16 protein-coding genes and 2 tRNA genes are annotated in these 22,268 nt (G+C 65.0%); 13 read left to right on the forward strand and 5 right to left on the reverse strand.

What is annotated here, in order from left to right:
• Positions 1 to 82: 82 nt before the first annotated feature.
• Both WIR04_RS13760 and WIR04_RS13765 read right to left on the reverse strand, forming a co-directional pair.
• On the reverse strand, positions 83 to 1,999 hold the full coding sequence (locus WIR04_RS13760; RefSeq protein WP_338887666.1) for a transglycosylase SLT domain-containing protein: 1,917 nt from the start codon (positions 1,997 to 1,999) through the stop codon (positions 83 to 85).
• Positions 2,000 to 2,085: 86 nt separating this feature from the next.
• On the reverse strand, positions 2,086 to 4,602 hold the full coding sequence (locus tag WIR04_RS13765; RefSeq protein WP_025326381.1) for a putative bifunctional diguanylate cyclase/phosphodiesterase: 2,517 nt from the start codon (positions 4,600 to 4,602) through the stop codon (positions 2,086 to 2,088).
• A 390-nt stretch (positions 4,603 to 4,992) separates the two neighbouring features.
• Here WIR04_RS13765 and hpf point away from each other — a divergent pair, with 390 nt between their 5' ends.
• Positions 4,993 to 5,331, forward strand: coding sequence for a ribosome hibernation-promoting factor, HPF/YfiA family (gene hpf, locus WIR04_RS13770; RefSeq protein ID WP_005325604.1), 339 nt, complete (start codon positions 4,993 to 4,995; stop codon positions 5,329 to 5,331).
• Between the two features lie 76 nt (positions 5,332 to 5,407).
• Here the strand turns inward: hpf and WIR04_RS13775 are convergent, their stop codons facing one another.
• Positions 5,408 to 5,917 (reverse strand): VC2046/SO_2500 family protein, encoded by a 510-nt coding sequence (locus tag WIR04_RS13775; RefSeq protein ID WP_338887669.1) that lies wholly within the window; start codon positions 5,915 to 5,917, stop codon positions 5,408 to 5,410.
• Positions 5,918 to 6,043: 126 nt separating this feature from the next.
• Here WIR04_RS13775 and WIR04_RS13780 point away from each other — a divergent pair.
• Positions 6,044 to 6,128, forward strand: a tRNA-Tyr gene (locus tag WIR04_RS13780).
• 32 nt (positions 6,129 to 6,160) lie between these two features.
• Positions 6,161 to 6,245: transfer RNA gene (locus tag WIR04_RS13785), tRNA-Tyr, on the forward strand.
• Between the two features lie 122 nt (positions 6,246 to 6,367).
• On the opposite strand, the gene WIR04_RS13790 is transcribed toward WIR04_RS13785, so the two are convergent.
• Both WIR04_RS13790 and WIR04_RS13795 read right to left on the reverse strand, forming a co-directional pair.
• Positions 6,368 to 10,180, reverse strand: coding sequence for a translocation/assembly module TamB domain-containing protein (locus WIR04_RS13790; RefSeq protein WP_338887671.1), 3,813 nt, complete (start codon positions 10,178 to 10,180; stop codon positions 6,368 to 6,370).
• Positions 10,181 to 10,256: 76 nt separating this feature from the next.
• A complete protein-coding gene (locus WIR04_RS13795) occupies positions 10,257 to 12,032 on the reverse strand; it encodes an autotransporter assembly complex protein TamA (protein ID WP_420883426.1) in 1,776 nt (591 codons plus the stop codon).
• A gap of 528 nt (positions 12,033 to 12,560) precedes the next feature.
• Between WIR04_RS13795 and WIR04_RS13800 the strand changes: the two genes are divergently transcribed.
• From WIR04_RS13800 to mltB, 10 genes are all read left to right on the forward strand, one after another.
• Positions 12,561 to 12,935, forward strand: coding sequence for a hypothetical protein (locus tag WIR04_RS13800; protein ID WP_025326375.1), 375 nt, complete (start codon positions 12,561 to 12,563; stop codon positions 12,933 to 12,935).
• Positions 12,936 to 13,014: 79 nt separating this feature from the next.
• Entirely contained in the window at positions 13,015 to 13,293 is a 279-nt protein-coding gene (locus WIR04_RS13805) for a peptidylprolyl isomerase (protein ID WP_025326374.1), read from the forward strand.
• A 203-nt stretch (positions 13,294 to 13,496) separates the two neighbouring features.
• The gene (locus WIR04_RS13810; RefSeq protein WP_338887675.1) at positions 13,497 to 14,207 is read left to right on the forward strand and encodes a DUF1499 domain-containing protein; all 711 of its coding nucleotides are present in this window, start codon (positions 13,497 to 13,499) and stop codon (positions 14,205 to 14,207) included.
• Positions 14,197 to 14,778, forward strand: a complete 582-nt coding sequence (locus WIR04_RS13815; protein ID WP_338887678.1) for a carboxymuconolactone decarboxylase family protein — start codon at positions 14,197 to 14,199, stop codon at positions 14,776 to 14,778. The genes WIR04_RS13810 and WIR04_RS13815 overlap by 11 nt, the downstream gene beginning before the upstream one ends.
• Complete coding sequence (locus WIR04_RS13820; protein ID WP_338887680.1) at positions 14,775 to 16,928, forward strand: FAD-dependent oxidoreductase; 2,154 nt, start codon at positions 14,775 to 14,777, stop codon at positions 16,926 to 16,928. The genes WIR04_RS13815 and WIR04_RS13820 overlap by 4 nt, the downstream gene beginning before the upstream one ends.
• Positions 16,929 to 16,946: 18 nt before the next feature.
• On the forward strand, positions 16,947 to 18,119 hold the full coding sequence (locus tag WIR04_RS13825; protein ID WP_338887681.1) for an ABC transporter substrate-binding protein: 1,173 nt from the start codon (positions 16,947 to 16,949) through the stop codon (positions 18,117 to 18,119).
• Positions 18,120 to 18,122: 3 nt separating this feature from the next.
• Positions 18,123 to 19,778, forward strand: coding sequence for an ABC transporter permease (locus WIR04_RS13830; RefSeq protein WP_338887682.1), 1,656 nt, complete (start codon positions 18,123 to 18,125; stop codon positions 19,776 to 19,778).
• Between the two features lie 2 nt (positions 19,779 to 19,780).
• Entirely contained in the window at positions 19,781 to 20,443 is a 663-nt protein-coding gene (locus WIR04_RS13835) for an ATP-binding cassette domain-containing protein (protein ID WP_338887684.1), read from the forward strand.
• Positions 20,436 to 21,038: a CDP-alcohol phosphatidyltransferase family protein gene (locus tag WIR04_RS13840; RefSeq protein WP_338887686.1), complete on the forward strand. Its 603-nt coding sequence runs from the start codon at positions 20,436 to 20,438 to the stop codon at positions 21,036 to 21,038. The genes WIR04_RS13835 and WIR04_RS13840 overlap by 8 nt, the downstream gene beginning before the upstream one ends.
• A gap of 128 nt (positions 21,039 to 21,166) precedes the next feature.
• Positions 21,167 to 22,264, forward strand: a complete 1,098-nt coding sequence (gene mltB / locus WIR04_RS13845) for a lytic murein transglycosylase B (RefSeq protein WP_338887688.1) — start codon at positions 21,167 to 21,169, stop codon at positions 22,262 to 22,264.
• Positions 22,265 to 22,268 lie beyond the last annotated feature (4 nt).

Below are 22,268 nucleotides of genomic sequence, written 5' to 3' on the forward strand. Positions count from 1 at the left end.
TCCTTTTGTAACAAAGCTTAAGGGATAATAACCATTCTGAGGCAAGAATGGGAGGCAGTCGCTGACGCGACTGCCTCTGTCCTCAATAGGCGTGATTGAGCTCGCGTTCCGACATGAAACGCAGGGGCTGCTGCAGCTTGTGCTGGTAGATGAGATCGAAGGAGAGCACGTTCTGGACGTAGTTGCGCGTCTCTCTATAGGGGATGCTCTCCACCCAGACATCCATCGGCTTGTTGGTGCTCTGATCCCGCCAGCGTTTGACCCTGCCAGGCCCCGCATTGTAGGCCGCCGCCGCCAGGATCCGGTTGCCGTCATAGACGTCCAGCAGCCGCTTGAGGTAGGCGCTGCCGAGGCGGATGTTCATGGCAGGATCGAACAGCTGCTGCTCATTGCGATAGGGTACACCCAGCTTGGCGGCCGTCTCCTTGGCAGTCGCCGGCATCAGCTGCATCAGGCCACGCGCCCCGACCGGCGACTGGGCCAGCGGATAGAGGGCGCTCTCCTGACGGGAGATGGCGTAGAGCAGGCTGGTGTTCATGGTGCGCTCCTGCGCCATCTGGGAGAAGGTGCGCTTGAGGGGTAGCGGGAAGCGCAAGTCGATCGCATCCCAGGCTTCGGCCCGGATGCTGGAGAGGATCGCCAGTTCGTGCCAGCTCTGGTTGAGGGCGATATGACCGAACTCCAGGCGCTGGGCTACGGGGTTGCGATCCATGTTGTGGATCCACTCAGAGCGTGCCGCCGTGATCTCGTTCATCGCCAGCAGCTCCCGTACCCGCAGCAGGAAAGGCCAGCGGCTGCTGGCGGTGCGCCAGTCCGGCACCTTGTGTCCCACACTCTGGTTCTTGATGCGATAAGGCACCCCGGTGCGCTGCGCCGCCATGAAGCCATAGAAGCCGCGCAGATTGGCGGTCTCGAGATAGAGCTCCCGCGCCTGTTTCTGCCGGCCCTGCACCTCCAGGGAGCGCGCCAGCCAGTAGCGCCAGCGATCCTCCTTCTGCAGTGCCATGGGCATCCGCTTGACCCAGCCTTCGAGGCCGCGCCAATCCTGCTCCCAGATGGCGAGGCGTGCCCGCAGCTCCACCAGCTCGGCATCCTTCATCCGCACCAGGGTCGCATCCAGCCAGTTGCGCTGGGCGAGGGATCTGTCAAGCAGTAGGCGGCGGGCGGCGGCCCGCTCCACCCGAGCGACCTCGGCCTGGTTCAGGCCGAAGCGGCGCTTCATCTCCCCCAGCTGACGCAGGGCGGGCTCGGGTTGCTCGTTGGCATAACGGGCCAGCCCGAGGGAGAGCAGCTGCCTTGACTGCGGCGCCGTCGAGAAGGAGGCCGGGTTCATAGCCCTGGCCGGTTGATCAAACAGGGCTATCATCTGATCCCCATAGGGTTTCAGACTGCCCCCCAGCTGGGCGCCGAGGTGGCGGATGAGATTGGGGTTCTGCGCCTCGAAGGCCAGCTTCATCCGCTGCCAGATCTTATCCTGGGTGCGCAGACCCGCCTGCTGCCAGAGCTGGAACAGGGGATCGCAGGCATCTGGCCTGGACTGGCCAGTCAGCCAGAGCTTGCCCGCTTCCTGCAAGGCCTCGCTCTTGTGCCCGGTGTAATAGCGGGCCTGGTAGTGCATGCAGAGCAGGTCGGTGGAGTTCGGCTTGGCCGGGTAGAAGCGCAGGAACTGGGACCACTGCTGGCTCTGGGCCAGGTAGGTGAGGTAGCTGCGCTCCAGACGGTTGGACTGGGGAGTATCCCCGTGCTGGCGGATGAAGCGGGTCACCTCGTTGTAGTCTGCCGCCCCGGGCCGGAACGCCAGCTGGTAATAATCCAGATAGGGCCGCAGCGGATAATGGTTGAGGCGGGCGCGGATCTGCTGGAAACGCTCCTGATCATTGGCACGCACAGCATCATAACCCTCGCGATAGAGGGACTGCTCCATGGTTTGCGCAAAGACGGGTGCCACTAGCCCTGGCACGATCAGCGCCGAAAAGATGATTCCCTGCACGGCTTTCACGAAAGGCATTCTCCCTTAAGAAGAGGCATAACCACCGCCCGCTGGCGGTGGTGAGATACCTTCATTCTACCCGTTAAGCAGGGGCGCTACGCCACACTATTTTTGTCGGCAGGGGCGGCGCGATCATGGCGGGTCAGGCGGCTGATGTAGCGCTCCAGATAGGGCACGGGCAGCGGCTTGGAGGCGAGATAGCCCTGGAAGAAATGGCAGCCCTGCGCCTGCAGGAATTCCAGCTGCTGGCGGGACTCGACCCCCTCGGCCGTCACGTTGAATCCCATGTGACGGGCCATGGCGATCACCGCCTCCACTATGGCCATGTTGTCGCCATCCTTGGGGATGTCCTGGATGAAGGATCTGTCGATCTTGAGTTCATCGGCGGGCAGCCGCTTGAGGTAGCTCAGGGAGGAGTAGCCTGCCCCGAAATCGTCGATGGCGAAGCTGATGCCAAGGGTCTTGAGCTCGGCCATCTTGCTGATGGTGTCTTCCGCATGACCGAGCACCACTGACTCGGTGATCTCCAGGTTCAGGCAGGAGGGATCCATGCCGGTGGCGGCCAGCACATCGTGAATGCGATCGACGAAATCGTGGGCATGGAACTGCTTGGCACTGACGTTGACCGACAGCTGGGGCACGTGGATCCCGTTCTCCTCCCAGGAGACATATTGGGTACAGGCCTCATGCAACACCCAGTTGCCGATGTCGACGATGAGATCCGTCTCCTCGGCGATGGGGATGAACTCGGCGGGAGAGACCAGGGCACGGCCCGGCGGCTGCCAGCGGATCAGCGCCTCCACCCCTATGATGTCCCCCCCCTCTACCATGTGCTGGGGCTGATAGTGGAGGGTCAGCTCCTGATTGTTGAGGGCGCTGCGCAGCTCGTTGTGGATGAGCAGACGCCTGTCCGCCTGCAGCTGCATGGAGGCATCGAAGAAACGCCGGGTCTTGCGGCCCGCCGACTTGGCCTGATACATGGCGGTGTCGGCCTGCTTGAGCAGATCCCCGGCCTCCTGCTCCCTTCCGGGGAAGAGCGTGATCCCGACGCTGGCTCCGATGTGCAGCACCTGACCCCCGTGACTATAAGGGGCGGCAATCTCGCCGATGAGCCGCTCGGCGATGAGGTCGGCCTGCATCTCCGCCTGGGGCGGGCTGATGGAGAGGCCGGGCAGCAGCAACACGAACTCGTCTCCGCCGAGCCGGGCCAGACAATCCCCCTGCCGCACCAGCCGCTTGAGGCGGTTGGCCACCTCCTTGAGCAGCCAGTCGCCAGTGGCATGACCGAGGGAGTCGTTGATGGTCTTGAAGTGATCGAGGTCGATGAACAGCAGGGCACCGATCAGATGCTCCCGGCTCGCCTCGCTGAACGCCTGGGCCAGCGTCTCGTGGAGCTGGCGGCGATTGGGCAAACCGGTCAGCTCGTCGTAATAGGCGAGATCCTGGATGCGCCGCTCCGCCGCCTTACGCTCGGAGATGTCTTCGAAGAAGATGACATAGTGGCTGATGCCCCCCTTGTCATCCTGCACCGGCGTGACGATTTCCCACTGGGGATAGACATGGCCGTCGGCGTGCAGGCGCAGGGTCTCCCCCTGCCAGCGATCCAGGGCGTTGAGCTCATAGCCGAGCCCCCCGAGCCCGGACCAGAGGTCGTTGCCAAGGTGCAGGCCTATCACCCCCTGGCTGTCGAAGCCGGTGATCTGGCTGAAGGCGTAGTTGACCCTCAGGATCTTGAAGTCCGGATCCGTGATGATGATCCCTTCGTGCGTCTCGAACGCCACAGCAGAGAGCCGCATCAGGGCGTCGCTCTGCAGGCGCTCCAGCTCGGCCACCATGCGCACCGAGAAGATGGTCAGCACGGATCCCAGATCGGCGGTCTGGGTCTGGTTCGGGAACAGCAGGGCGAGATGGCCCAGGATCTGGCCACTGCGATCCAGCAGGGGCTGGGCATAGTAGTGCTGGCCCGGGGGCAGGCAGGTACAGCCGGTCAGGGGTTCGCTGATGGGCGTCGCACTGGCGGCGCCCCGATAGAGCTGCTGGCAGGGCATGTCCGCCAGGGCGTACTCCTTGAAGTCGATGCCGTGGCTCGCCAGCACCCTGAGCCGGTCAAGGCCCACCCGCTCCGTCAGCCAGACAGCGTTGGCCCCCAGGATATGGGCAAGCTCGTTGACCAGGGTATGGCAGAAATCGAGGCCCGTCCTCGCGGAGAGCGCCTGCGCCAGCTGGGCCAGCAAGGGGGCTTGCAGCAGGGGAAGCGGCGGGGCCAGACTGGCGGGCGGCTCGACGCGGCTAGCGGCGTTGTGAGCCATCTCCAGGGGCGCCAGCCAGCCGCAGCAGAGCTGCTGGGCCGGCACATACTGACCGTACCAGAGCACGTGATGCACTGTGCCTGCCTCATCGCAGAGGTGACCGATGAACTGGCCGGGCTGGCCCGAATGGTGGAGTCTTGCGAGAAAATCGGCGAAACCGGATTCATCTTCTGGCGCCAGTTGGCTGGCCCAGGGATGAGCCCCTTCCCCTTGCCAGGGCTGGCAAGAGAGATGATCAGACAGACTCCACTGCTCATGCTGCCGATCATAAAACCACATCATCTGGGTGGCTTGTTGCTTCATTTACGACTCCAACACTACAACCACGTTATCCACCCCGACACATGCAGAAAAGCATATCCGTTTGTGCGCATATCTCCACCGGCGCATGGCAATCCTTTTGCGATGCGATAAACGATGTGGGTAGAGAAAATGCGAGACTGAGCGGTGAAAACCAGACATCGGGTCGACACAAGGCGCTGCCAAGGGGGGACAGAAACGATCCTATTCGCGCATACTGCCTGCCCGTTTCGCTGAGCTCAAGCGGTTTTTGGCATGAAACGGGAAAAGCTCACAATTTAGGGATTGCCGGATCACCAAGGGGATATTTTGTGATCTATATCACATTTCTATCCGGCCACATGGGTAATCTGAGGGTGAAGACACAAGCAAGACGACCCGAAGGGGGCCAATATGAAAATCGAAATGACCAGTAAAATCATCGACATTACCCCAGCCATCCGCGAGCGCATTGAATCCCGTTTTGAAAAGCTCGAGCGTCTTCAGGTGCCTCTTATCACACCCCATGTGATCATCTCCAAAGAGCGTTTGATGTATATCGTCGAAGCCACCGCCGGCATTCCCAACGGCAAGTTGTTTGCGCAGGCAGAGCACGAGGATCTGTATGCCGCCATCACGGATCTGGGCCAGAAACTGGAGCGTCAGCTCAATCGCCATATAGAGAAACCCCTCGCCCGCCGCGCGGCGGTCGTAGGCAAGGACGTTCCCGAGGTGGACGAAGCCGACGCCTGATCCCAGATATCCCCGTCCATTGCGCAAAAAGGCGGGTCATCCCGCCTTTTTGTATCTTGTTTCTTCGCCGCTGGCATCAGGTCAGCCAGCGCAAGCGAGCATCCACCCCCCGCGTCAAATCATCCAGCAACGGCAACATGAGCAAGGGATCCTCTCCCCTGGGCTTGGAGGCCAGCTTGTCCTGCCAGCGTTCTCGCCCGAGTGCCGACAGATTGTCATACACGGCAGGATCCAGCGCCGGTGTCCGGCTGACCAGCGGGGGGGATCGCAGCGCCAGCCAGAGCCGCACATCGGCCATGCAGCCCCCCTGCTGCAGGCGCTCGTTGAGTGCCCAGGCGTCAGATTTCCCCGGCTCGCCCTGCAAGGCGGCCTGGGGCATCAGGCCGAAACGGCTGCGCCATGCCTGCTCTTGCGGCGCTACCCCCTGCGTGGCCCCAAACCAGGGTTGCTCTTCGACCGCGTCGGTCAGGAGCGCCAGGTGCAGCCTGAAGTCGGCCCTGTCCCCCTGGCGGAGATCCTGGTTGAGCCGCTGGCCCAACTGGGCTTCATCGACGAGCAGGCGATCACGAATGGCACTGGGCAGCATGGGATAAATCTTGGAAATGAGGGTTTCATTGCTTATCGGCCGTCAACCCGATCCTTTAAGCATTAAAAATCCCTGCCAAGGGGTTCACAAGCGCGACAGATCTGGTAGTATGCGCCTCGCACTTGGGGAGGGGTTCCCGAGCGGCCAAAGGGATCAGACTGTAAATCTGACGGCTCTGCCTTCGAAGGTTCGAATCCTTCTCCCTCCACCATTCAAGTGCGAACAATCAGGAAAATACCCCGTGGAGGGGTTCCCGAGCGGCCAAAGGGATCAGACTGTAAATCTGACGGCTCTGCCTTCGAAGGTTCGAATCCTTCTCCCTCCACCACTCTTCTGAAGACCCGGCCTGGCGCCGGGTTTTTGCTTTTCCGGGCCATCTCGCTCCCGCCCCGCCAGACGGCACCATGAAAAACGGGAGGCCAAGGCCTCCCGTTTTCGTGCTCATCCCCTTCACAGGGTGAAGCGATAGAAGATGTCTACCGCCTGGGCCACCCCGCTCATGGCCTGCAGATAGAGTCTGGGCATCAGCTCGTAGCGCAGCTTGAACTCGGCGATGGGGCTGAACACCCCGACACCGTACTGGAACTGCAAGCCGGGCAGCAGGTAGGCCGACAGGGTCACCTGGGTATCGTCGCCGCTCCCTGCGGTGTCGAGGGCTACATCGCTCATGCCAAGGGACTCCCCGATACTGGAGACAACGCCACTCGCCTGACTCACCGCCCCCGCCACCAGCAGGCCGTTGAAGCCGCCATCCTCGCCACTGGTCTGCAGCCCCTTGCCGCGCAGCAGATAAGAGAGCTGCTCGGACTGCGCCATCTGCGGCTCGGAATAGACGGTGATCTTCGGCTTGGCCGCCGGTCCCGTCACCCGGACCCCGACGGTGACGTTGTCCTCTATGGTGTCGGGATCCCGGTAGGTCTCTATGTTGAGATAGGGCTGATCGATGGGGCCGGAGAAGAGGATCCGCCCCTCCTTGATAATGAGGTTCTGACCGTAGGCCTTGAAGCGCCCATCCTTGAGCTCCAGCTGACCATTGCCCGCCAGCGGCTTGGAGGGATCCTGGCGAATGCCGAGCGCCCCCGTCACCTTGGTCTTGAGCCCCATGGCCTCCAGCCGGACATCGTCGCCGAGCCGGATGGCGAGCTTGATCTCCATCGGCAGGGGCGCCGCCTTGGGCACGGGTGGCAGATCGTCGTAGATGACGGTCACGTCATCGGAGACCGCCACCGCACTCTCCGGCAGCGTCTTGACCAGGATGCGCGACCAGGGAATGTCCACCTGACCGCTGACCTTGGTCTCCTCCCCCAGGGAGATGGCGATGTCCGGAGAGACCCTGACCCGACCCATGCCCGGGTACTGGGCTTCCAGATCCTTGCCCTGGATGGTGAGGCTGCCGGTCACCGGCAGGCTGGCCCAGCTCAGCCATCCCCCCAGCGCCAGCGGCCCCTTGCCCACCAGCATGGAGCCGTCGAGTTCGGCCCGGTTGCCGTTTATCTTGAGGCGGGTCACCAGCTTGGAGAGCGTCACCATGTCGGAGTGGGTCTGCACCTCCCCCTCCAGCAGGTTCAGCTCGCCGTACAGCAGGGGCGCGGCCAGGGTGCCATCGAAGCGGGCATCGGCCGAGATGAAGCCTTGCAGGGAGCGCACCTCCGGGATCAGGGGGGCAAAGGTCGCCAGCTTGAGGTCGTCAAACTTGAGCTGACCCGACAGCAGGCCGCGGCCTGCAGGCTCCTTTATCAGCAGATCGGTGTCGATATTGCCTATCTGTCTGGAGGCGAAATCGAGCCGGATGGCGGCCTGCTGGCGTTCGAAATCGACTCCGAGCTCGAGGCGCTGGTACTCGGTCTTGAGCTCGTCGGCCACGAAGGTGCCCGGCGTGGTGCTTACCCTGACATGCAGGGTCGGCTGATTGCCGCGCCAGCTGGCGCGACCGTCGGCCGACAGCACCGCCTGCCAGCGGAAGTTGTCCGGCAACCAGGGGCGCAGCCGCTTGAGATCGAAGGCATTGAGGGCAAACTCCAGGCTACCCTGGGCAGCGGAAATCTGGCTGCCCTTGACGCAGAGGCTGGCCCCCTGGGAACCCAGGCAGAAATCCCCCATGGTCAGCTGCTGCCTGGGCAAGTTCAGGTCCAGGGCCCAGGGGGCGGCCAGCGTCCAGCGCCGCAGGGGGGTCTTCAACTTGAGTTCGGAGAGGGCGCCGCGCCAGCGATCCCCGCGCAGGCTGCCATCCAGGCGCAGATCGGCGGCCAGCGGATCCCCCTTCATGGTCAAGGTGAGCCCGTGGCGCTCGAGATCCCCGCCAAGGTTGAGCGCCAGCTGGGAGAAGCTATTGCTCCCCTGTACCAGGCTCGCCACCGTCAGGGCCAGCTCGCCGGCGGGTTTGTCTCCCACCAGGGCGCTGCCCTTGATCACGGTCTCTTTCAGCACTGTCCCGGCATAGGCGAGGCGGCTCGAGGCCAGATCCACATTCACCCTCGGCGCCTGCTGGCTGCCGGTGAGACGCACCTGTCCCTTGAGGTCGCCACCAAGGCCGGGATAGATGCCGCCGAGCTTGGGCGCATCTATCTGGGCATCCAGCTTCCAGGCCTGGGCGGTGAGCGATCCCTTGGCCTGCAACTGGTTGGGGCCGCTTTGCAGCGCCAGGGCCGGGATGGTCCACTCCATCTTGTCGTTGCCGCTGAGGGCTCCCTTGAGCGCCAGGGGATACTGGTTGAGCTTGCCCTCGACCTTGAGCTCCGGCAGCGCCAGCTGCCAATGGCCCGCCTCGTCCAGCTCGAAGCGACTGACTATCTTGCCCGCCAGCGCTCCCTTGATCTCGGGCACCAGCTCGGCCGGGTTGATCCCCTTGAACTCTGTGGTCCCCTGCCACTGGACGCCCTTGCGCCATGCCAGCTTGCCATCGAGCTTGAGATCCCCCTTCAGGGCATTGAGCAGTAGCTCGACACGACTCAGCTCGCCAAGATCCCCCTTGCCCGAGAGCGCCAGCTTGAAGGGAGGCAGGTCAGTGCCCTTGCCGGCGGTCTTGAGATTAAACTGATAGCCCGAGAGCTTGCCCTTGGCGTTCAGGGTGCCCTTGTCCAGCCGGTAGCTGGGTTCGTCCTTGGCCGCTTTGTGAAGGGGCCAGGAGAGGCTCTTCCAGTCCAGCGCCAGATCGAAGGGCAAGTCGGGATCCAGCGTCGCCAGGGTCCCCTTGAGATTGGCCGTGATCGGCCCCTTGGCCTTGAGCGCCAGCCCCAGCTTGCCCACAGAGCCAGTCAGTGTCAGGTTTGCCTGCTCGGTGTCAAGCTCCCACGGCTTAAGCCCCTTGCGTGCCTTGGCATCCAGGGTCAGGGCGAGGGGATAGTCATCCACCAGACGCACATGGCCACTGAGCATCAGATCGGCCATGTCATGGCGCAAGGAGAGCTCGCGGATGTCGATGCGATCCTCCTTGGCCGTGGCGAAGAGCAGCAGCTTGTCGAGGCCCTCGATCAACTCACCCTGCTGATAACGCAGCCTGGTCAGGGTCAGTCCTTCGAGCCGAACGGGGAATGGCAGGCGGATCTCGGGCAGCACTATGGGCGCCGCATTGTTCGCCTTCGTGGCTTTGCTGTCATGCCCCTGCTTTGCCTTGGCGATGACCGGCTCTTTGGTACCGAGGGGGGATGGGGTCGTCTTGGTCGCCGGCTTGTCGGCCTTGGCCGTCTTGCTTGCCTTGTCGGTGGGCGCCTTGACCGGGGACGGGTCGAGCAAGGTCACATTCAGGCCATCGAGCACGGGTCCGCGCACGATCAACCCCTTGCGATCCAGGCTCGCACCGATATCGAGGGACTTAAGAGTCAGCCCCAGCCCGGGCACGGCGACATCCAGATCCGTCACCTTGAGGTTGTCGATCTGGATGCGCAGCGGCAGCGGCTGCCAGACGAAGGGCGCTGTCGGCTCTTCGGCGGCAGACTCGGATCGCGCCGCCCGGACCACGGGATGGGTCACCTCCAGCGACTTGATCCAGATCTTGCCCTGCAGCAACTTGCCGAGATCCCAGTCCAGCTCGGCATGCTCGATCGTGACATCGACCAGCGCATCCTGCCAACCGAGCCCTTTCAGAGTCCAGCCATAGCCGAGTTGTCCCGCCACCAGCTCCCCCTTGAGGGAGGGCAGCGCCGCCTTGGCCTGTTGCCACAGCCACTGGTTGCCCGGGTGGCTGAAGCCCAGCAGGCTGACACCGATGAGCAGCAGGAAGAAAAGTCCCATCAGCCACAAGAAAATACGCTTTACCCAGATCACAGCGCAGACCCCCGAGAAAGAGGCAGCCGCAGCGGCCAGGAGAGAGAACAAAGAGGATGAGTGGGTTCAAACCGGATCATAATTCAGGCCCCAGCGCGAAATGCAGCCGCAACGGCTTGTCCTCCTCGGAGATGGCCACCGCCAGATCCAGCCTGACCTGGCCTATGGGGGTCACCCAGCGCACCCCGACCCCGGTGCCTATCTTCCAGGCCTCGCTGTAGTCGACGGTGGCGGTGCCGCCATCCACGAACAGGGCGCCGAGCCACTTGTCGCTGAAGCGGTAGTTGTACTCCAGACTGCCCACGCTGGTGTAGCGTCCGCCGGTGAGCTTGCCATCCTCGTCCTTCGGCGAGACCGTCTCATAGCCGTAGCCGCGTATGGTCTGATCGCCACCGGTGAAGAAACGCAGGGAGGGGGGCACCAGCGAGAAGTCATCCCCTATGATGGCCCCCTGCTCGACCCGCATCAGGAAGCGGTGATCCTCCCCCAGGGTGCGCAGCCACTTGCTGCGCCCCCACACCCGCATGAAGTTGATGTCCGAGCCCCAGTAAGGGCTGGAGAATTCCGTCGTCAGTTGCTGACGATCCCCCCAGTCCGGCACCAGGCCGCCGCGCACCCGCAACCGCGACCAGGAGACACCGGGGATCAGCAGCAGACTGTTCCCCTCGTCGTTGCCCTGCACGTAGCGCTCGTTCTCCAGCCGGATGAAGACGTCCCTGTCCCAGCTCTCCGGCCGCCGCTTCCAGCGGTGCACCCCCAAGGTGGCGAGATCGGATCGGGTATCGTTGTTGTCGGTGTACTGGTAGCCGGCCTGCAGGGAGTAGTAGTCCCGCAGCGGATTGCCGACCGGGATCTGGTAGTCGAAACTGAGCTCCGCCTCCGGGGCCGAGATCTTGGCGGTGCTGGAGAGGCTGTGGCCATAGCGGTTGACCCAGGGCTTCTCCCAGGTGGCACTCAGGCGCGGCCCCACGTCAGTGGCATAGCCGACACCGACCTCTATCTCGTGGTCGACCCGGTTCGAGAGGGTCACCTGCACCGGCACCCTATTGCCCTCGGCCTGGCTGATCATGGGCTTGATGTCCACCTGCTTGAACAGCTTGGTGGAGGAGACGTCCTGGGACATCTCGGCCAGCCGGATCGCCAGATAGGGATCGCCGCTCTTGATGTTGATGAGCGGCCGGATGAGGCGCAGGGCCTCCGGCGTCGCATCGTAGTGGATCTCGCCGAAGTGATAGCGGGGACCGGAGCGGAACAGGATATAGATCTCGGCCTTGCCCTGATCCGGGAAGACCTTCACCTGGCTCTTGCTGATCTTGGCGTCAAAGTAGCCCCGCGCCAGCCCCAGGCTGCCGAGATCCGCCTTGATGGACTCGTACTTGCCGTGGTTGAGGGGATCCCCCTCCTTCAGGGGCAGCTTGTCCAGCAGCTCGCTGTAGACCTCGTCGCTACCCGCCTCCCCTTCCAGCAGAATGTCGAGGCGCGAGATCAGCACTGGCTCCCCCCGCGCTATCTCGATCACCACCTTGGCGGGGGATTTCTTGTCGCGCTTGAGGGTGATCTTCGGCTGGTAGTAGCCATAGACCTGCAGGGCTTTTTGCACGCTCTCGGTGATCTTGGCGCGGGCGGGACGATACTGACGCTCCTGGTAGACCGGCAGGGCATTGAGATAGGCCTCGACGTTATCCTTCTGCTCCCCCTTGATGCCCTTGATCTGATAGGTCAGCTTGGCCGCCATGGCAGGAGCCACCAGCAGCCACAGACAGAGGGCGAGCAGCAAGGTGCCGGGCCCACGACGACCGGTTCGCCCGGGTGAGCTGAACCCGGCAGGCAAAATAGGATGGCATCCTGTCAAACGTCAATTTCCCCGAATAACATAAGTAAAAAACTGTTCGATTTAGAATGATAATGGGGCTCACCCCAGGCGAGCGCGGCTCATCCTAGCATAACCGCTGTCGCGAAATCCCCCTCTCCCCCGGGGCTGGCGTCCTCTTCCGGAGCCGGCTTTCAGGGGGGCATGACAGGGAAAACGGCCCGCCAACGGGGAAAGTGCGCACTCTCCCGGCAAGGGGCGTACAAAAAAACGGCACTCAAGTCCGATACCGGCGGTGCCTTCCCGTCGCCACCCGCGGCGCTGTTGCGTTTGCCACGCGACAGCCCCTGTCGGACGCCCCCCGGCCCTGAGACCCCGGATGCCCTGGCAGGCTTGACATCATCGTCTGGGGCCCCCATTGCCATATCCTGCTATTGAACAGGAAAATAAGTTTAAATCAACAACTTGAATAGGTGGCACTAAAGCTTCGTTCAATCCAATCGATTTATCCCGCTGCCACTGCCTCCTTCCCTGCCCCACACTGATGTCATCAATCGCAGGAGAGATCCCATGCCCTTACGTAGCGAACAACTGGCTGACTACATAGCCGACAGACTCGAATTCGTCACCTTCCTGGCCTGTTGCAGTGCCCTGCTGGCCCTGCTGACCGGCATGAACGGCCAGCAGGCCCTGGCCTTCACCGCCCTCAACCTGCCCTTCGGTCTCGCCCTGCTGCTGGGCCTGGCCATACTGGCACCGCTGCCGGCCCACTGGCGCCTGCCCGGGATAGCCCTGCTGCTGGTCGGCGGCGCCCTGCTCACCCTGCAGCTCGGCGGCGACTGGCTCAATCCCCTGGCCATCTGGAGCCTCTACGCCCTGCTGGGGCTGGAGATACTGTGGCAGTCTCGCCCCAGGGCGCGTCTGGCGACCCATACCCGCGGCTGATGTGCCGCCGGCGGGGCTGACGCGCGCGCCGAATTGGAGTACCCTTGCGCCCCCTTTACCATCGCCGAGGAGCGTTCCGATGAAAAAAGCCTGTGCCCAGCACATCCTGGTCAAGACCGAGAAAGAGTGTCTCGAGATCAAGGAAAAACTCGCCAAGGGTGCCGACTTCGGCCAGATGGCCAAGCGCTTCTCCACCTGCGCCTCCGCCAAGCGCAGCGGCGATCTGGGGGAGTTCTCCAAGGGGGACATGGTCAAGGCCTTCGACGATGCCGTCTTCAAGGGGGAACTCCTGACCGTGCTGGGGCCGGTGCGCACCAAGTTCGGCTTCCACCTCATCAAGGTGCTCTACCGCAGCTGAGGGCTGGCGCCCTTCCCCGTGTCCCCTCTACCCTGACAAGGGCGCCCGCCGGCTCCCTGCCCGGCCGGGCCCTGACCACCGCCCTGCAGCCCCTGCATGCAGGGCGGCAAAAAGTGCCAAGATAAAGATAATTTACTAACGTTATCAGGTAATTAAGTTTATCCTTCTGGGCATTGCTCCATCATAACCAGTGGATCCTGCATATGCACAGCTATTTGTGGTGGCCCCTGCTGGCCTGGTTGCTGCCCCTGGGGGGCGCCCTCGGCAGCCGGGCTCATCTCTGGCCCTGGTGGGTCGGTTTCACCCTCTGCCTCGCGAGCGCCCTGATAAGTCTCTGGCTACTGCTGCGCCTGCCCTGGCGCTACCGCAGCTCCCCCTGTCTATGGGCCGATGCCTGGGGCATAGCCCCCCTGCTGCTGCCCCTGCTGTTTGTCGTTCAGGCACTGCGCTCGCCCCTCACCAACGACGTCAGCACGGATCCCTATCATCCGCCCCGACTGCTGTGGGCAGAGCAGCTGAGAACGGCGCAGGATCTCCCCGTCAACGCCCCTCCCTTGCAAGTATTTCCCGGCAACCCCGGTCCTCTCTATACCCATGCCTCCCCGGCCGAGGTGCTCGCCGAGGCAGAGGAGCTGATGACGGAGCTCGGCTGGCGGGTGCGCCCAGGCCCGGACGGCCTCGATGCCGTGGTCACCACCGGCTGGTTCGGCTTTGAGGATGATGTTGCGCTGCGGGTCTTTACGGGCCCCAAGGAGACCCGGGTCGACATGCGATCCGCCTCCCGCCAGGGGCGCAGCGATCTGGGGGTCAACCGGGGGCGGATCCTGAACTTCCTGAACCGGCTCAACGAGCGGCTGGGGGGGGCCTACAAACCCAAGATGCAGAGACTCGACGAGGAACAACATGCGCATTGAGGTCAAGCCGGATCGGGAATATGCCTGGTTTATCCGCCCCTTTTTCTGGCTGCAGCAACGCAACTACGGTCAGGTGCTGGTACCGGGCAAGTGCTGGGGCCGCTCGCCGCGCCTGTTTGCCGCCGTCGCCACCCTCTACGGCGTCATCAACCGCAAGCGCTCCCCCATAGACCCCGTGCTGCGCTCCCTGGTGACGGTACGGGTCTCCCAGCTCAACTGGTGCCGCTTCTGCGTCGACATCAACGCCATGACCCTCATCAAGCGGGCGGGCTCCAGCGACAAGGTGGAGGCGCTGGCCCAGTGGCGCACCAGCCCCTTGTTCGATGCGCGGGAGCGGGCGGTGCTCGACTACACCGAGGCCATGACCGGGCTGGACGGGGTGAGTGACGAGCAGGCAGCCCGCCTCAAGCCCTGGTTCGATGACGATGCCCTGGTGGAGCTGACCGGCCTCATCGCCTTCCAGAACATGTCGGCCAAGTTCAATGCCGCCCTCGACATAGCCCCCCAGGGCTTCTGCCAGTTGCCGGTGCAGCCCGAGCGCCCGGCGCCCTCCGACAGGGATGGCCAATGAGCCGGGCCCGCCTGCTGCTGTTGCTGGTGATGGGGGGCCTGGTCGGCGCCTTCTTCGCCCTGGATCTCGATGCTTACCTCAGTCTCTCCCGGTTGCAGGCACACCAGGAGCAAGCCTCGGCCTGGGTGCAGGCGCACTTCGGCCAGGCGGCCCTGCTGTTCACGCTCCTCTACGTGGTCACCACAGCCCTCTCCCTGCCCGGCGCCGCCCTGCTGACCCTGGGGGGAAGCGCCCTGTTCGGCGTCGGTTGGGGGCTACTGCTGGTCTCCTTTGCCAGCTCGCTAGGGGCCACCCTGGCCTTTCTCAGCGCCCGCTTCCTGCTGCGCGACTGGGTGAGCCGCCGCTTTGGGGACAAGCTGGCCACCTTTGAGGCCGGCATGGCGAAGGATGGCGCCTTCTACCTGCTGAGCCTGCGCCTCATCCCCCTCTTCCCCTTCTTTCTGGTCAACCTGCTGATGGGGCTCACCCCCATCAGAGTCAGTACCTACTACTGGGTCAGCCAGCTCGGCATGCTGCCGGGCACCTTCGTCTATGTGCTGGCGGGCAGCGAGCTCGCCAGCCTCACCAGCACGGGCAATATCCTCTCCCCCGGCCTGGTGGCGGCCCTGACCCTGCTCGGCCTGATGCCCTGGCTGATGCGAGGGCTGCAACGCCGGCTCGCCCTGCGCCGGTTGCACGCCCCCTATCGCAAACCGGCTCGCTTCGACTACAACCTGCTGGTGATAGGCGCCGGTGCCGGGGGCCTGGTCACCAGCTACATCGCCGCCGCAGTCAAGGCCAGGGTGGCCCTCATCGAGCAGCAAAAAATGGGAGGGGATTGCCTCAACACCGGTTGCGTCCCCTCCAAGGCGCTGATCCGAAGCGCCCGCTTCGCCTCTGATCAGCGCAAGGCTGGCGAGCTTGGCTTCAGCCCAAGCCAGTCCCGGGCCGATTTTGCCGCCGTGATGGCAAGGGTGGCGACGGTGATCAAGGAGGTCGAGCCCCATGACTCCATTGAGCGCTATCAGGGGCTGGGGGTGGAGTGCATCCAGGGCAGGGCCCGCTTCGTCTCCCCCTGGGAGCTGGAGGTAGACGGCAGGCGCCTTAGCAGCCGTCATATCGTCATCGCCACCGGCGCCAGGCCCCTGGTGCCCAAGCTGCCGGGTTTTGAGCAGGTGCCCTACCTCACCTCGGACAGCCTCTGGCAACTGCGCGAACCTCCCCGCCACCTGTTGGTACTCGGCGGCGGTCCCATCGGCTGCGAGCTGGCCCAGAGCCTTGCCCTGCTCGGCATTCCCGTCACCCTGGTGGAGCTCGCCGATCAGCTGCTGCCCCGGGAAGAGCAGGAGGTGTCCGAGGCGCTAGCCGAACAGATGGCCCGCGACGGCGTGCGGCTACTCACCGGCTGGCGGGCAGAGCGGGCCGACTATGAGCCCGCGGCCGAGGGCACCCTGCCTATCCGGTTGCAACTGCGCCGGGGGGATGAGATGCAAGTGGTTGAAGGGGATCAGCTGCTGCTGGCGCTGGGCCGGGTCGCCAACGTGAGCGGCTTCGGGCTCGAAGAGCTGGGGGTGGAGCTGGCCCCCCGCGGTACTCTCAAGGTCGACGGCTTTCTGGCTACCAACTACCCCAGCATACTGGCGGTGGGGGACGTAGCGGGTCCTTACCAGTTCACCCACTTCGCCGCCCACCAGGCCTGGTATGCCGCCGTCAACGCCCTCTTTGGCCAGTTCAGGCGCTTCAAGGCGGACTATCGCGTGATCCCGGCGGCCACCTACACCAGCCCCGAGATTGCCCGGGTCGGCCTCAATCGCAAGGAGGCCGAGGCGCAAGGCATTCCCTTCGAGGCGACCCGCTTCAATCTGGCAGAGCTGGATCGCGCCATCGCCGACGGCGAGCGCCACGGCTTCATTGAGGTGCTGACGGTGCCGGGCAAGGACAGGATCCTCGGCGCCACCATAGTGGGCGCTCACGCCGGCGAGCGGATCGCCGAGTTTGTGCTCGCCATGCGCCATCGCCTGGGGCTTGGCAAGATCCTGGGCACCCTCCACGCCTATCCCACCCTGATGGAGGGGAACAAGTACCTGGCCGGTGAGTGGAAACGGGCCCACCAGCCCACCCGCCTGTTGGCCCTGCTGGCCCGTTATCACAGTTGGCGCCGCGGCGCCTGAACCCACGAGACCCTCATCATGTTCAAGACCCGGCTAAGCGCCCTGCTCCACCCCCTGCTCGTCGCAGCCCTCCCCCTGCTGATGGCGACCCAGCTCCACGCAAGCCAGGAGGCCTGGCAGCAGACCCTCGCCGAGGCGAAGGGCCAGCGCGTCTATTTCAATGCCTGGGGCGGCAGCCCGGAGATCAACGCCTATCTGGTATGGGCCGGGCAGGAGCTGGCGCGCGACTATCAGGTCACCCTGGTGCAGGTGAAGGTGGATGACATAGCCCAGAGCGTAAGCCAGCTGCTGGCCAGCAAGCAGGCGGGCAAGACGTCGGGCGGCCCCATAGACCTGCTCTGGGTCAACGGGGAGAACTTCAAGGCGCTCAAGGAGCAGGGGCTGCTCGGCGCGCCCTTCAGCCAGGAGCTGCCCAACATGGCCCTAGTAGATCCGCGCCTGCCGGTCAGCGAGGACTTCACCCTGCCGGTGGCGGGGCTGGAAGCCCCCTGGGGGCTGGGTCAGCTCAATCTCATGGTTAATGAGGAGGAGGTCGACACACCGCCGACCTCGGCCCAGACCCTGCTGGCCTGGGCCAAGGCACATCCCGGCCGTTTCACCTACCCCAAACCGCCCCAGTTCCACGGCTCCAGCTTCCTCAAGCAGATCCTGCTGGAGTTGACCCCGGATCCCGCCCCCCTGTACCGGGAGGCGACCGACGCCGAGTTCGAGCGCCTGAGCGCGCCCCTCTGGGCCTGGCTCGATCAGCTGCATCCCGCCCTCTGGCGCAAGGGCAAGCTGTTCCCCGCCAGCGCCGCCGAGACCAGGCAGTTGCTCGATGATGGCGAGCTCGCCATGGCCATCAGCTTCAACCCCCAGGAGGCCCAGAGCGCGGTGCAGAACGGCACCCTGCCCCCCAGCGTCAAGGCCGTTGCCATGAGCAAGGGAGCCCTGACCAACAGCCACTTCCTCGCCATCCCCTTCAACGCCAGCGCCCGGGCCGGTGCCAAGGTGGTGGCCAACTTCCTGCTGAGCCCCACCGCCCAGGCCCGCAAGGCGGATCCCGCCTTCTGGGGCGACCCCAGCGTGCTGCGCCAGGATGCCCTGCCCGGGAACAATCAGCCGGCCCTGCGCTTCAAGGCGGTGGCCGAACCCCACCCCAGCTGGCAGACCCGGCTGGAAGCCGCCTGGGCCGAACGCTACGGCCACTAGACCATGAGCATCCGGCCCTGGCGCTGCCTCTTTCTCCTGCTGTGTGCCCTGGTGCTGGCCACCCCTATCGCCGGCGGCCTGCTGCTCCTGTTGCTTGAGGGGCTGGTCAGGGGCCATGTCAGCCTGCTGCTCGCCCAGCCCGGCCTCTGGCACTCGGCGGGTCTGAGCCTCTGGGTGGCGGGGGCCTCCACCCTGGGGGCCCTGCTCTTCACCGCCCTGCTGCTGGCCCAGGGGGAGGGGCGGCCCTGGATGCGCTGGCTTCGCCGCCTGCTCTCCCCCCTGCTGGCCCTGCCCCACGTCGCCTTCGCCATCGGCGTCGCCTTCCTGCTCGCTCCTTCCGGCTGGCTGCTGCGCCTGATCTCCCCCGCCCTCACCGGCTTTGAGTTGCCGCCCGACTGGCAGACCCTGAAAGATCCCTGGGGGCTGGGCCTCATCCTGGCGCTCATCTTGAAAGAGACCCCCTTCCTGCTGCTGATGGCGCTCTCGGCCCTCGACCCCGCCCGGGTCAGCCGCCAGCAGTGGCTGGGACAGACCATGGGCTTCAGCGGGCCGCAGATCTGGTGGCGCCTGCTGCTGCCCGCCCTCTGGCCCACCCTGCGCCTGCCCCTCTATGCGGTGGCGGCCTATGGCCTGGGAGTGGTGGATCTCGCCCTGCTGCTGGGGCCCGATGCCCCTGCCCCCCTGGCGGTACGGCTTTGGCTCTGGTATCAGGACCCGGACCTCCAGTGGCGCGGGGCCAGCGCCAGCGGCGCCCTGCTGCTGCTGGCGCTAAACCTCTTGCTGCTCGCCGCCTTGCGGCTGCTGGAGTGGGGCCACAGTGCGCTTGGCAAGACTCTCTGGCTGGATGGGCGACGTGCCCCCGCCGCCCCCTGGCCTGTGCTAGTCGCCTGCACCGCCGTATGGGGGCTGCTCCTCACCAACCTGCTGGTGCTGGCCTCCTTGCTGCTCTGGTCCCTGGCCCGGCGCTGGTCCTTCCCCGCGCTCTGGCCCAGCGAATGGAGCAGCCGTCACTGGCTGGAGCTGCTGCCCACCCTGGGGCCCCTGCTGTGGCAGAGCCTGTGGCTGGCCCTGCTCTGCGCCAGCCTCTCGCTGCTGCTGGCGGTGCTCGCCCTGGAGACGCAGCAGGGCCGCCGCCCCCCTGACCGCCAGTGGCCGCTCTGGCTCATCTGCCTGCCGCTGCTGTTGCCCCAGGCCAGCCTGCTGTTCGGGTTGCGCCTGCAGATCGACTGGCTCGGCGGCGTCGACGGCATAGGGCCGGGCTGGGTGCTCTGGAGCCAGCTGCTGTTCGTCTTCCCTTACGTCTATCTCTGCCTGCACGGCCCCTATCGCCAGTTCGACGATCGCCTCACCCGGGCGGCACTCTCCCTCGGGGCCAGCCCCTGGCGCGCCTGGTGGCGGGTGAAGGGGCCGCTGCTGGCGCGGCCGCTGCTGTTCGCCTTCGGGGTCGGGGCAGCGGTGAGCCTGGCCCAATACCTGCCCACCCTGCTGTTCGGTGCGGGCCGCGTGGTCACCATCACCACAGAGGCGGTGGCCATCGGCAGCGGCCTCAACCGGCGACTGGCTGGCCTCTATGGCCTGCTGCAACTGCTGTTGCCCCTCTTCATCTACGGCCTGGTGCTCTGGCTGCCCCGCCGTATCAATCCTGCACTGAGGCCTTGATCATGCTGCATACCACCGCGCTCTCCCTCTACCTGGATGAGCAGCCCCTGCTGACGCTACCCCCCCTGGCGGTGGCCCCCGGCGAGGTACTGACCCTGATGGGCCCGAGCGGCTGCGGCAAGAGCTCCCTGCTGGCGGCCCTGGCGGGGGTGCTGCCCCCGGGGGGGCCTATCCGGCTGGCGGGGGAGATACGGCTCGGCGAGCGGCTGCTCACCCCCTTGGCGCCCCAGGCGCGGCGCATCGGCATGCTGTTTCAGGACGACCTGCTGTTTGCCCATCTGACGGTGGCTGAGAACCTGATGTTCGGCATGCCGGCCCATCTCAGGGGGATACCGGCGAGGCGGGCCTGCGCCCTGGAGGCGCTGGCAGAGGTGGGGATGGAGGGGCAGGCGGACAAGCTGCCGGGCCGGCTCTCCGGCGGTCAGAAGGCGCGCGTCAGCCTGCTGCGGGCCCTGCTGGCTGAGCCAGAGGCCCTGTTGCTGGACGAGCCCTTCTCCCGCCTAGACAAGCCGCTGCGCGCGGCCTTCAGAACCCTGGTGTTCGAGCGGCTCAAGGCGCTGGGGATGCCCGCCCTGCTGGTCACCCACGACGAGGAGGATGCGCCGGGGGCTATCCTCACCCTGACCACTCCCTGCTTGACCAAAGAGGACTCCGACCTTGTTTGACCGCCATCTGATCCCCCTCATTCGCCGCCCCCTCCAGCTGCTGGCCGTCCCCCTGTGCAGGGCCGGGATCAGCGCCAACCAGATAAGCCTCACCGGCTTTGCCATCGGCATGCTGGCCTTGCCGTTGCTGGCGCTGGGATGGCACGGCTGGGCGCTGCTCGCCATCCTGTTCAACCGGCTGCTGGACGGCCTGGATGGGGCCGTGGCGCGCCAGACGGGGATCACCGACTGCGGCGGCTTCCTCGACATCAGCCTCGACTTCATCTTCTATGCCGCCGTGGTGCTGGGCTTTGCCTTGAGCGACACCGCCAACGCCCTGCCCGCCGCCACCCTGCTGTTCGCCTTCATGGGCACGGGCTCGAGCTTTCTCGCCTTTGCCATCATGGCGGGCAAGCGCGGCATCGAGAATCCCGTCTACCACCACAAGTCACTTTACTATCTGGGCGGCCTGACCGAGGGGAGCGAGACCATCGCCCTGTTCGTGCTGATGTGCCTCTGGCCCGCCGCCTTCGCCCCGCTGGCCTACGGCTTTGCCCTGCTCTGCGCCATCACCACCCTGACCCGGCTCTGGAGCGGCTACCACACCCTGCGTTGAGAGGGGGCGGGCCTGTCGGCGAATTCAGCGGCCGATGAATATGGGCCCCCGGCCCTGCACTGAGCACTTGCGCATGGACGCCAATGTTTTACCATGACGACACTCTTTTTCAGGCTCACGAGAACCGTATGCGTCGCCTTCTCCTCACCCTCTCCCTGTTCCCCCTGCTGTATGGCTGCAGCAGCACACCGGCCCCCAAGCCCGTGGTCAAGCCGCAGCCCCAGAGCGCCTTCATCAATCAGACGCCGCCGAGCAAACCCTTCTACCAGCAGGGGAGCGGCCAGGGAGTCAGCAAGGGAGACTTCGCCAACCGCACCAACGTGGACAACTTCGTGCAGCTCATGGTCGACAAGCACGGCTTCAACGGCGCCGAGCTGCACCGGGTGCTGGCCCAGGCGGAGCGCTACGACTGGATCATCCGGCTGATGGACGCCCAGGCGCCCACCACCACGCCGCCCACAGGGCCGACCGGCGCCTGGAACCGCTACCGCGCCAAGTTCATCACCCCGGACAATGTGCAAAACGGCGTCAGCTTCTGGCGTGAGTACGAGAGCGAGCTCAATCGGGCGCAGCAGATCTACGGGGTGCCCCCCGAGATCATCGTCGGCATCATAGGGGTGGAGACCCGCTGGGGCCGGGTGATGGGCAAGACCCGCATCCTGGATGCCCTGGCGACCCTGGCGTTCGACTACCCGCGCCGGGCGACCTTCTTCACCGGCGAGCTGGAGGCCTTCCTGGTGATGACCCGGGATGAGGGCATGGATCCCACCGAACCCAAGGGCTCCTACGCCGGTGCCATGGGCTATGGCCAGTTCATGCCGTCGAGCTTCCGCAGCTATGCGGTGGACTTCAACGGCAATGGCCACACCAATCTGTGGGATCCGGTGGATGCCATCGGCAGCGTCGCCAACTACTTCAAGGCCCATGGCTGGGAGAAGGGGCAACCGGTGGCGGTGCGCGGTCAGGGCCAGCTGCCCGGCTATGAGCACGGCTTCCAGACCCGCTACCCGGTCGCCACCCTGCGCGGGGCAGGGCTTGCCCCCACAGCTTCGCTCGGCAACCACAAAGAGGCGAGCCTGCTGCGCCTGGACGTGGGCACCGGCTATCAGTACTGGTACGGCCTGCCGAACTTCTACGCCATCACCCGCTACAACCACAGCACCCACTACGCCATGGCGGTGTGGCAGCTGGGTCTGGCGGTCAAGGACGCCAGAGGCGGTTACTGAAACC

The sequence above is a fragment of the Aeromonas rivipollensis genome (assembly GCF_037811135.1).
GTDB classification, from domain to species: Bacteria; Pseudomonadota; Gammaproteobacteria; order Enterobacterales; family Aeromonadaceae; genus Aeromonas; species Aeromonas rivipollensis.

Bases quoted from the DNA above. Each gene is read 5' to 3' on its own strand.
- WIR04_RS13765 (WP_025326381.1), bottom strand. From the start codon at position 4,602: ATGAAGCAACAAGCCACCCAGATGATGTGGTTTTATGATCGGCAGCAT.
- hpf (WP_005325604.1), top strand. From the start codon at position 4,993: ATGAAAATCGAAATGACCAGTAAAATCATCGACATTACCCCAGCCATC.
- WIR04_RS13775 (WP_338887669.1), bottom strand. From the start codon at position 5,917: ATGCTGCCCAGTGCCATTCGTGATCGCCTGCTCGTCGATGAAGCCCAG.
- WIR04_RS13800 (WP_025326375.1), top strand. From the start codon at position 12,561: ATGCCCTTACGTAGCGAACAACTGGCTGACTACATAGCCGACAGACTC.
- WIR04_RS13805 (WP_025326374.1), top strand. From the start codon at position 13,015: ATGAAAAAAGCCTGTGCCCAGCACATCCTGGTCAAGACCGAGAAAGAG.
- WIR04_RS13810 (WP_338887675.1), top strand. From the start codon at position 13,497: ATGCACAGCTATTTGTGGTGGCCCCTGCTGGCCTGGTTGCTGCCCCTG.
- WIR04_RS13815 (WP_338887678.1), top strand. From the start codon at position 14,197: ATGCGCATTGAGGTCAAGCCGGATCGGGAATATGCCTGGTTTATCCGC.
- WIR04_RS13820 (WP_338887680.1), top strand. From the start codon at position 14,775: ATGAGCCGGGCCCGCCTGCTGCTGTTGCTGGTGATGGGGGGCCTGGTC.
- WIR04_RS13825 (WP_338887681.1), top strand. From the start codon at position 16,947: ATGTTCAAGACCCGGCTAAGCGCCCTGCTCCACCCCCTGCTCGTCGCA.
- WIR04_RS13830 (WP_338887682.1), top strand. From the start codon at position 18,123: ATGAGCATCCGGCCCTGGCGCTGCCTCTTTCTCCTGCTGTGTGCCCTG.
- WIR04_RS13835 (WP_338887684.1), top strand. From the start codon at position 19,781: ATGCTGCATACCACCGCGCTCTCCCTCTACCTGGATGAGCAGCCCCTG.
- mltB (WP_338887688.1), top strand. From the start codon at position 21,167: ATGCGTCGCCTTCTCCTCACCCTCTCCCTGTTCCCCCTGCTGTATGGC.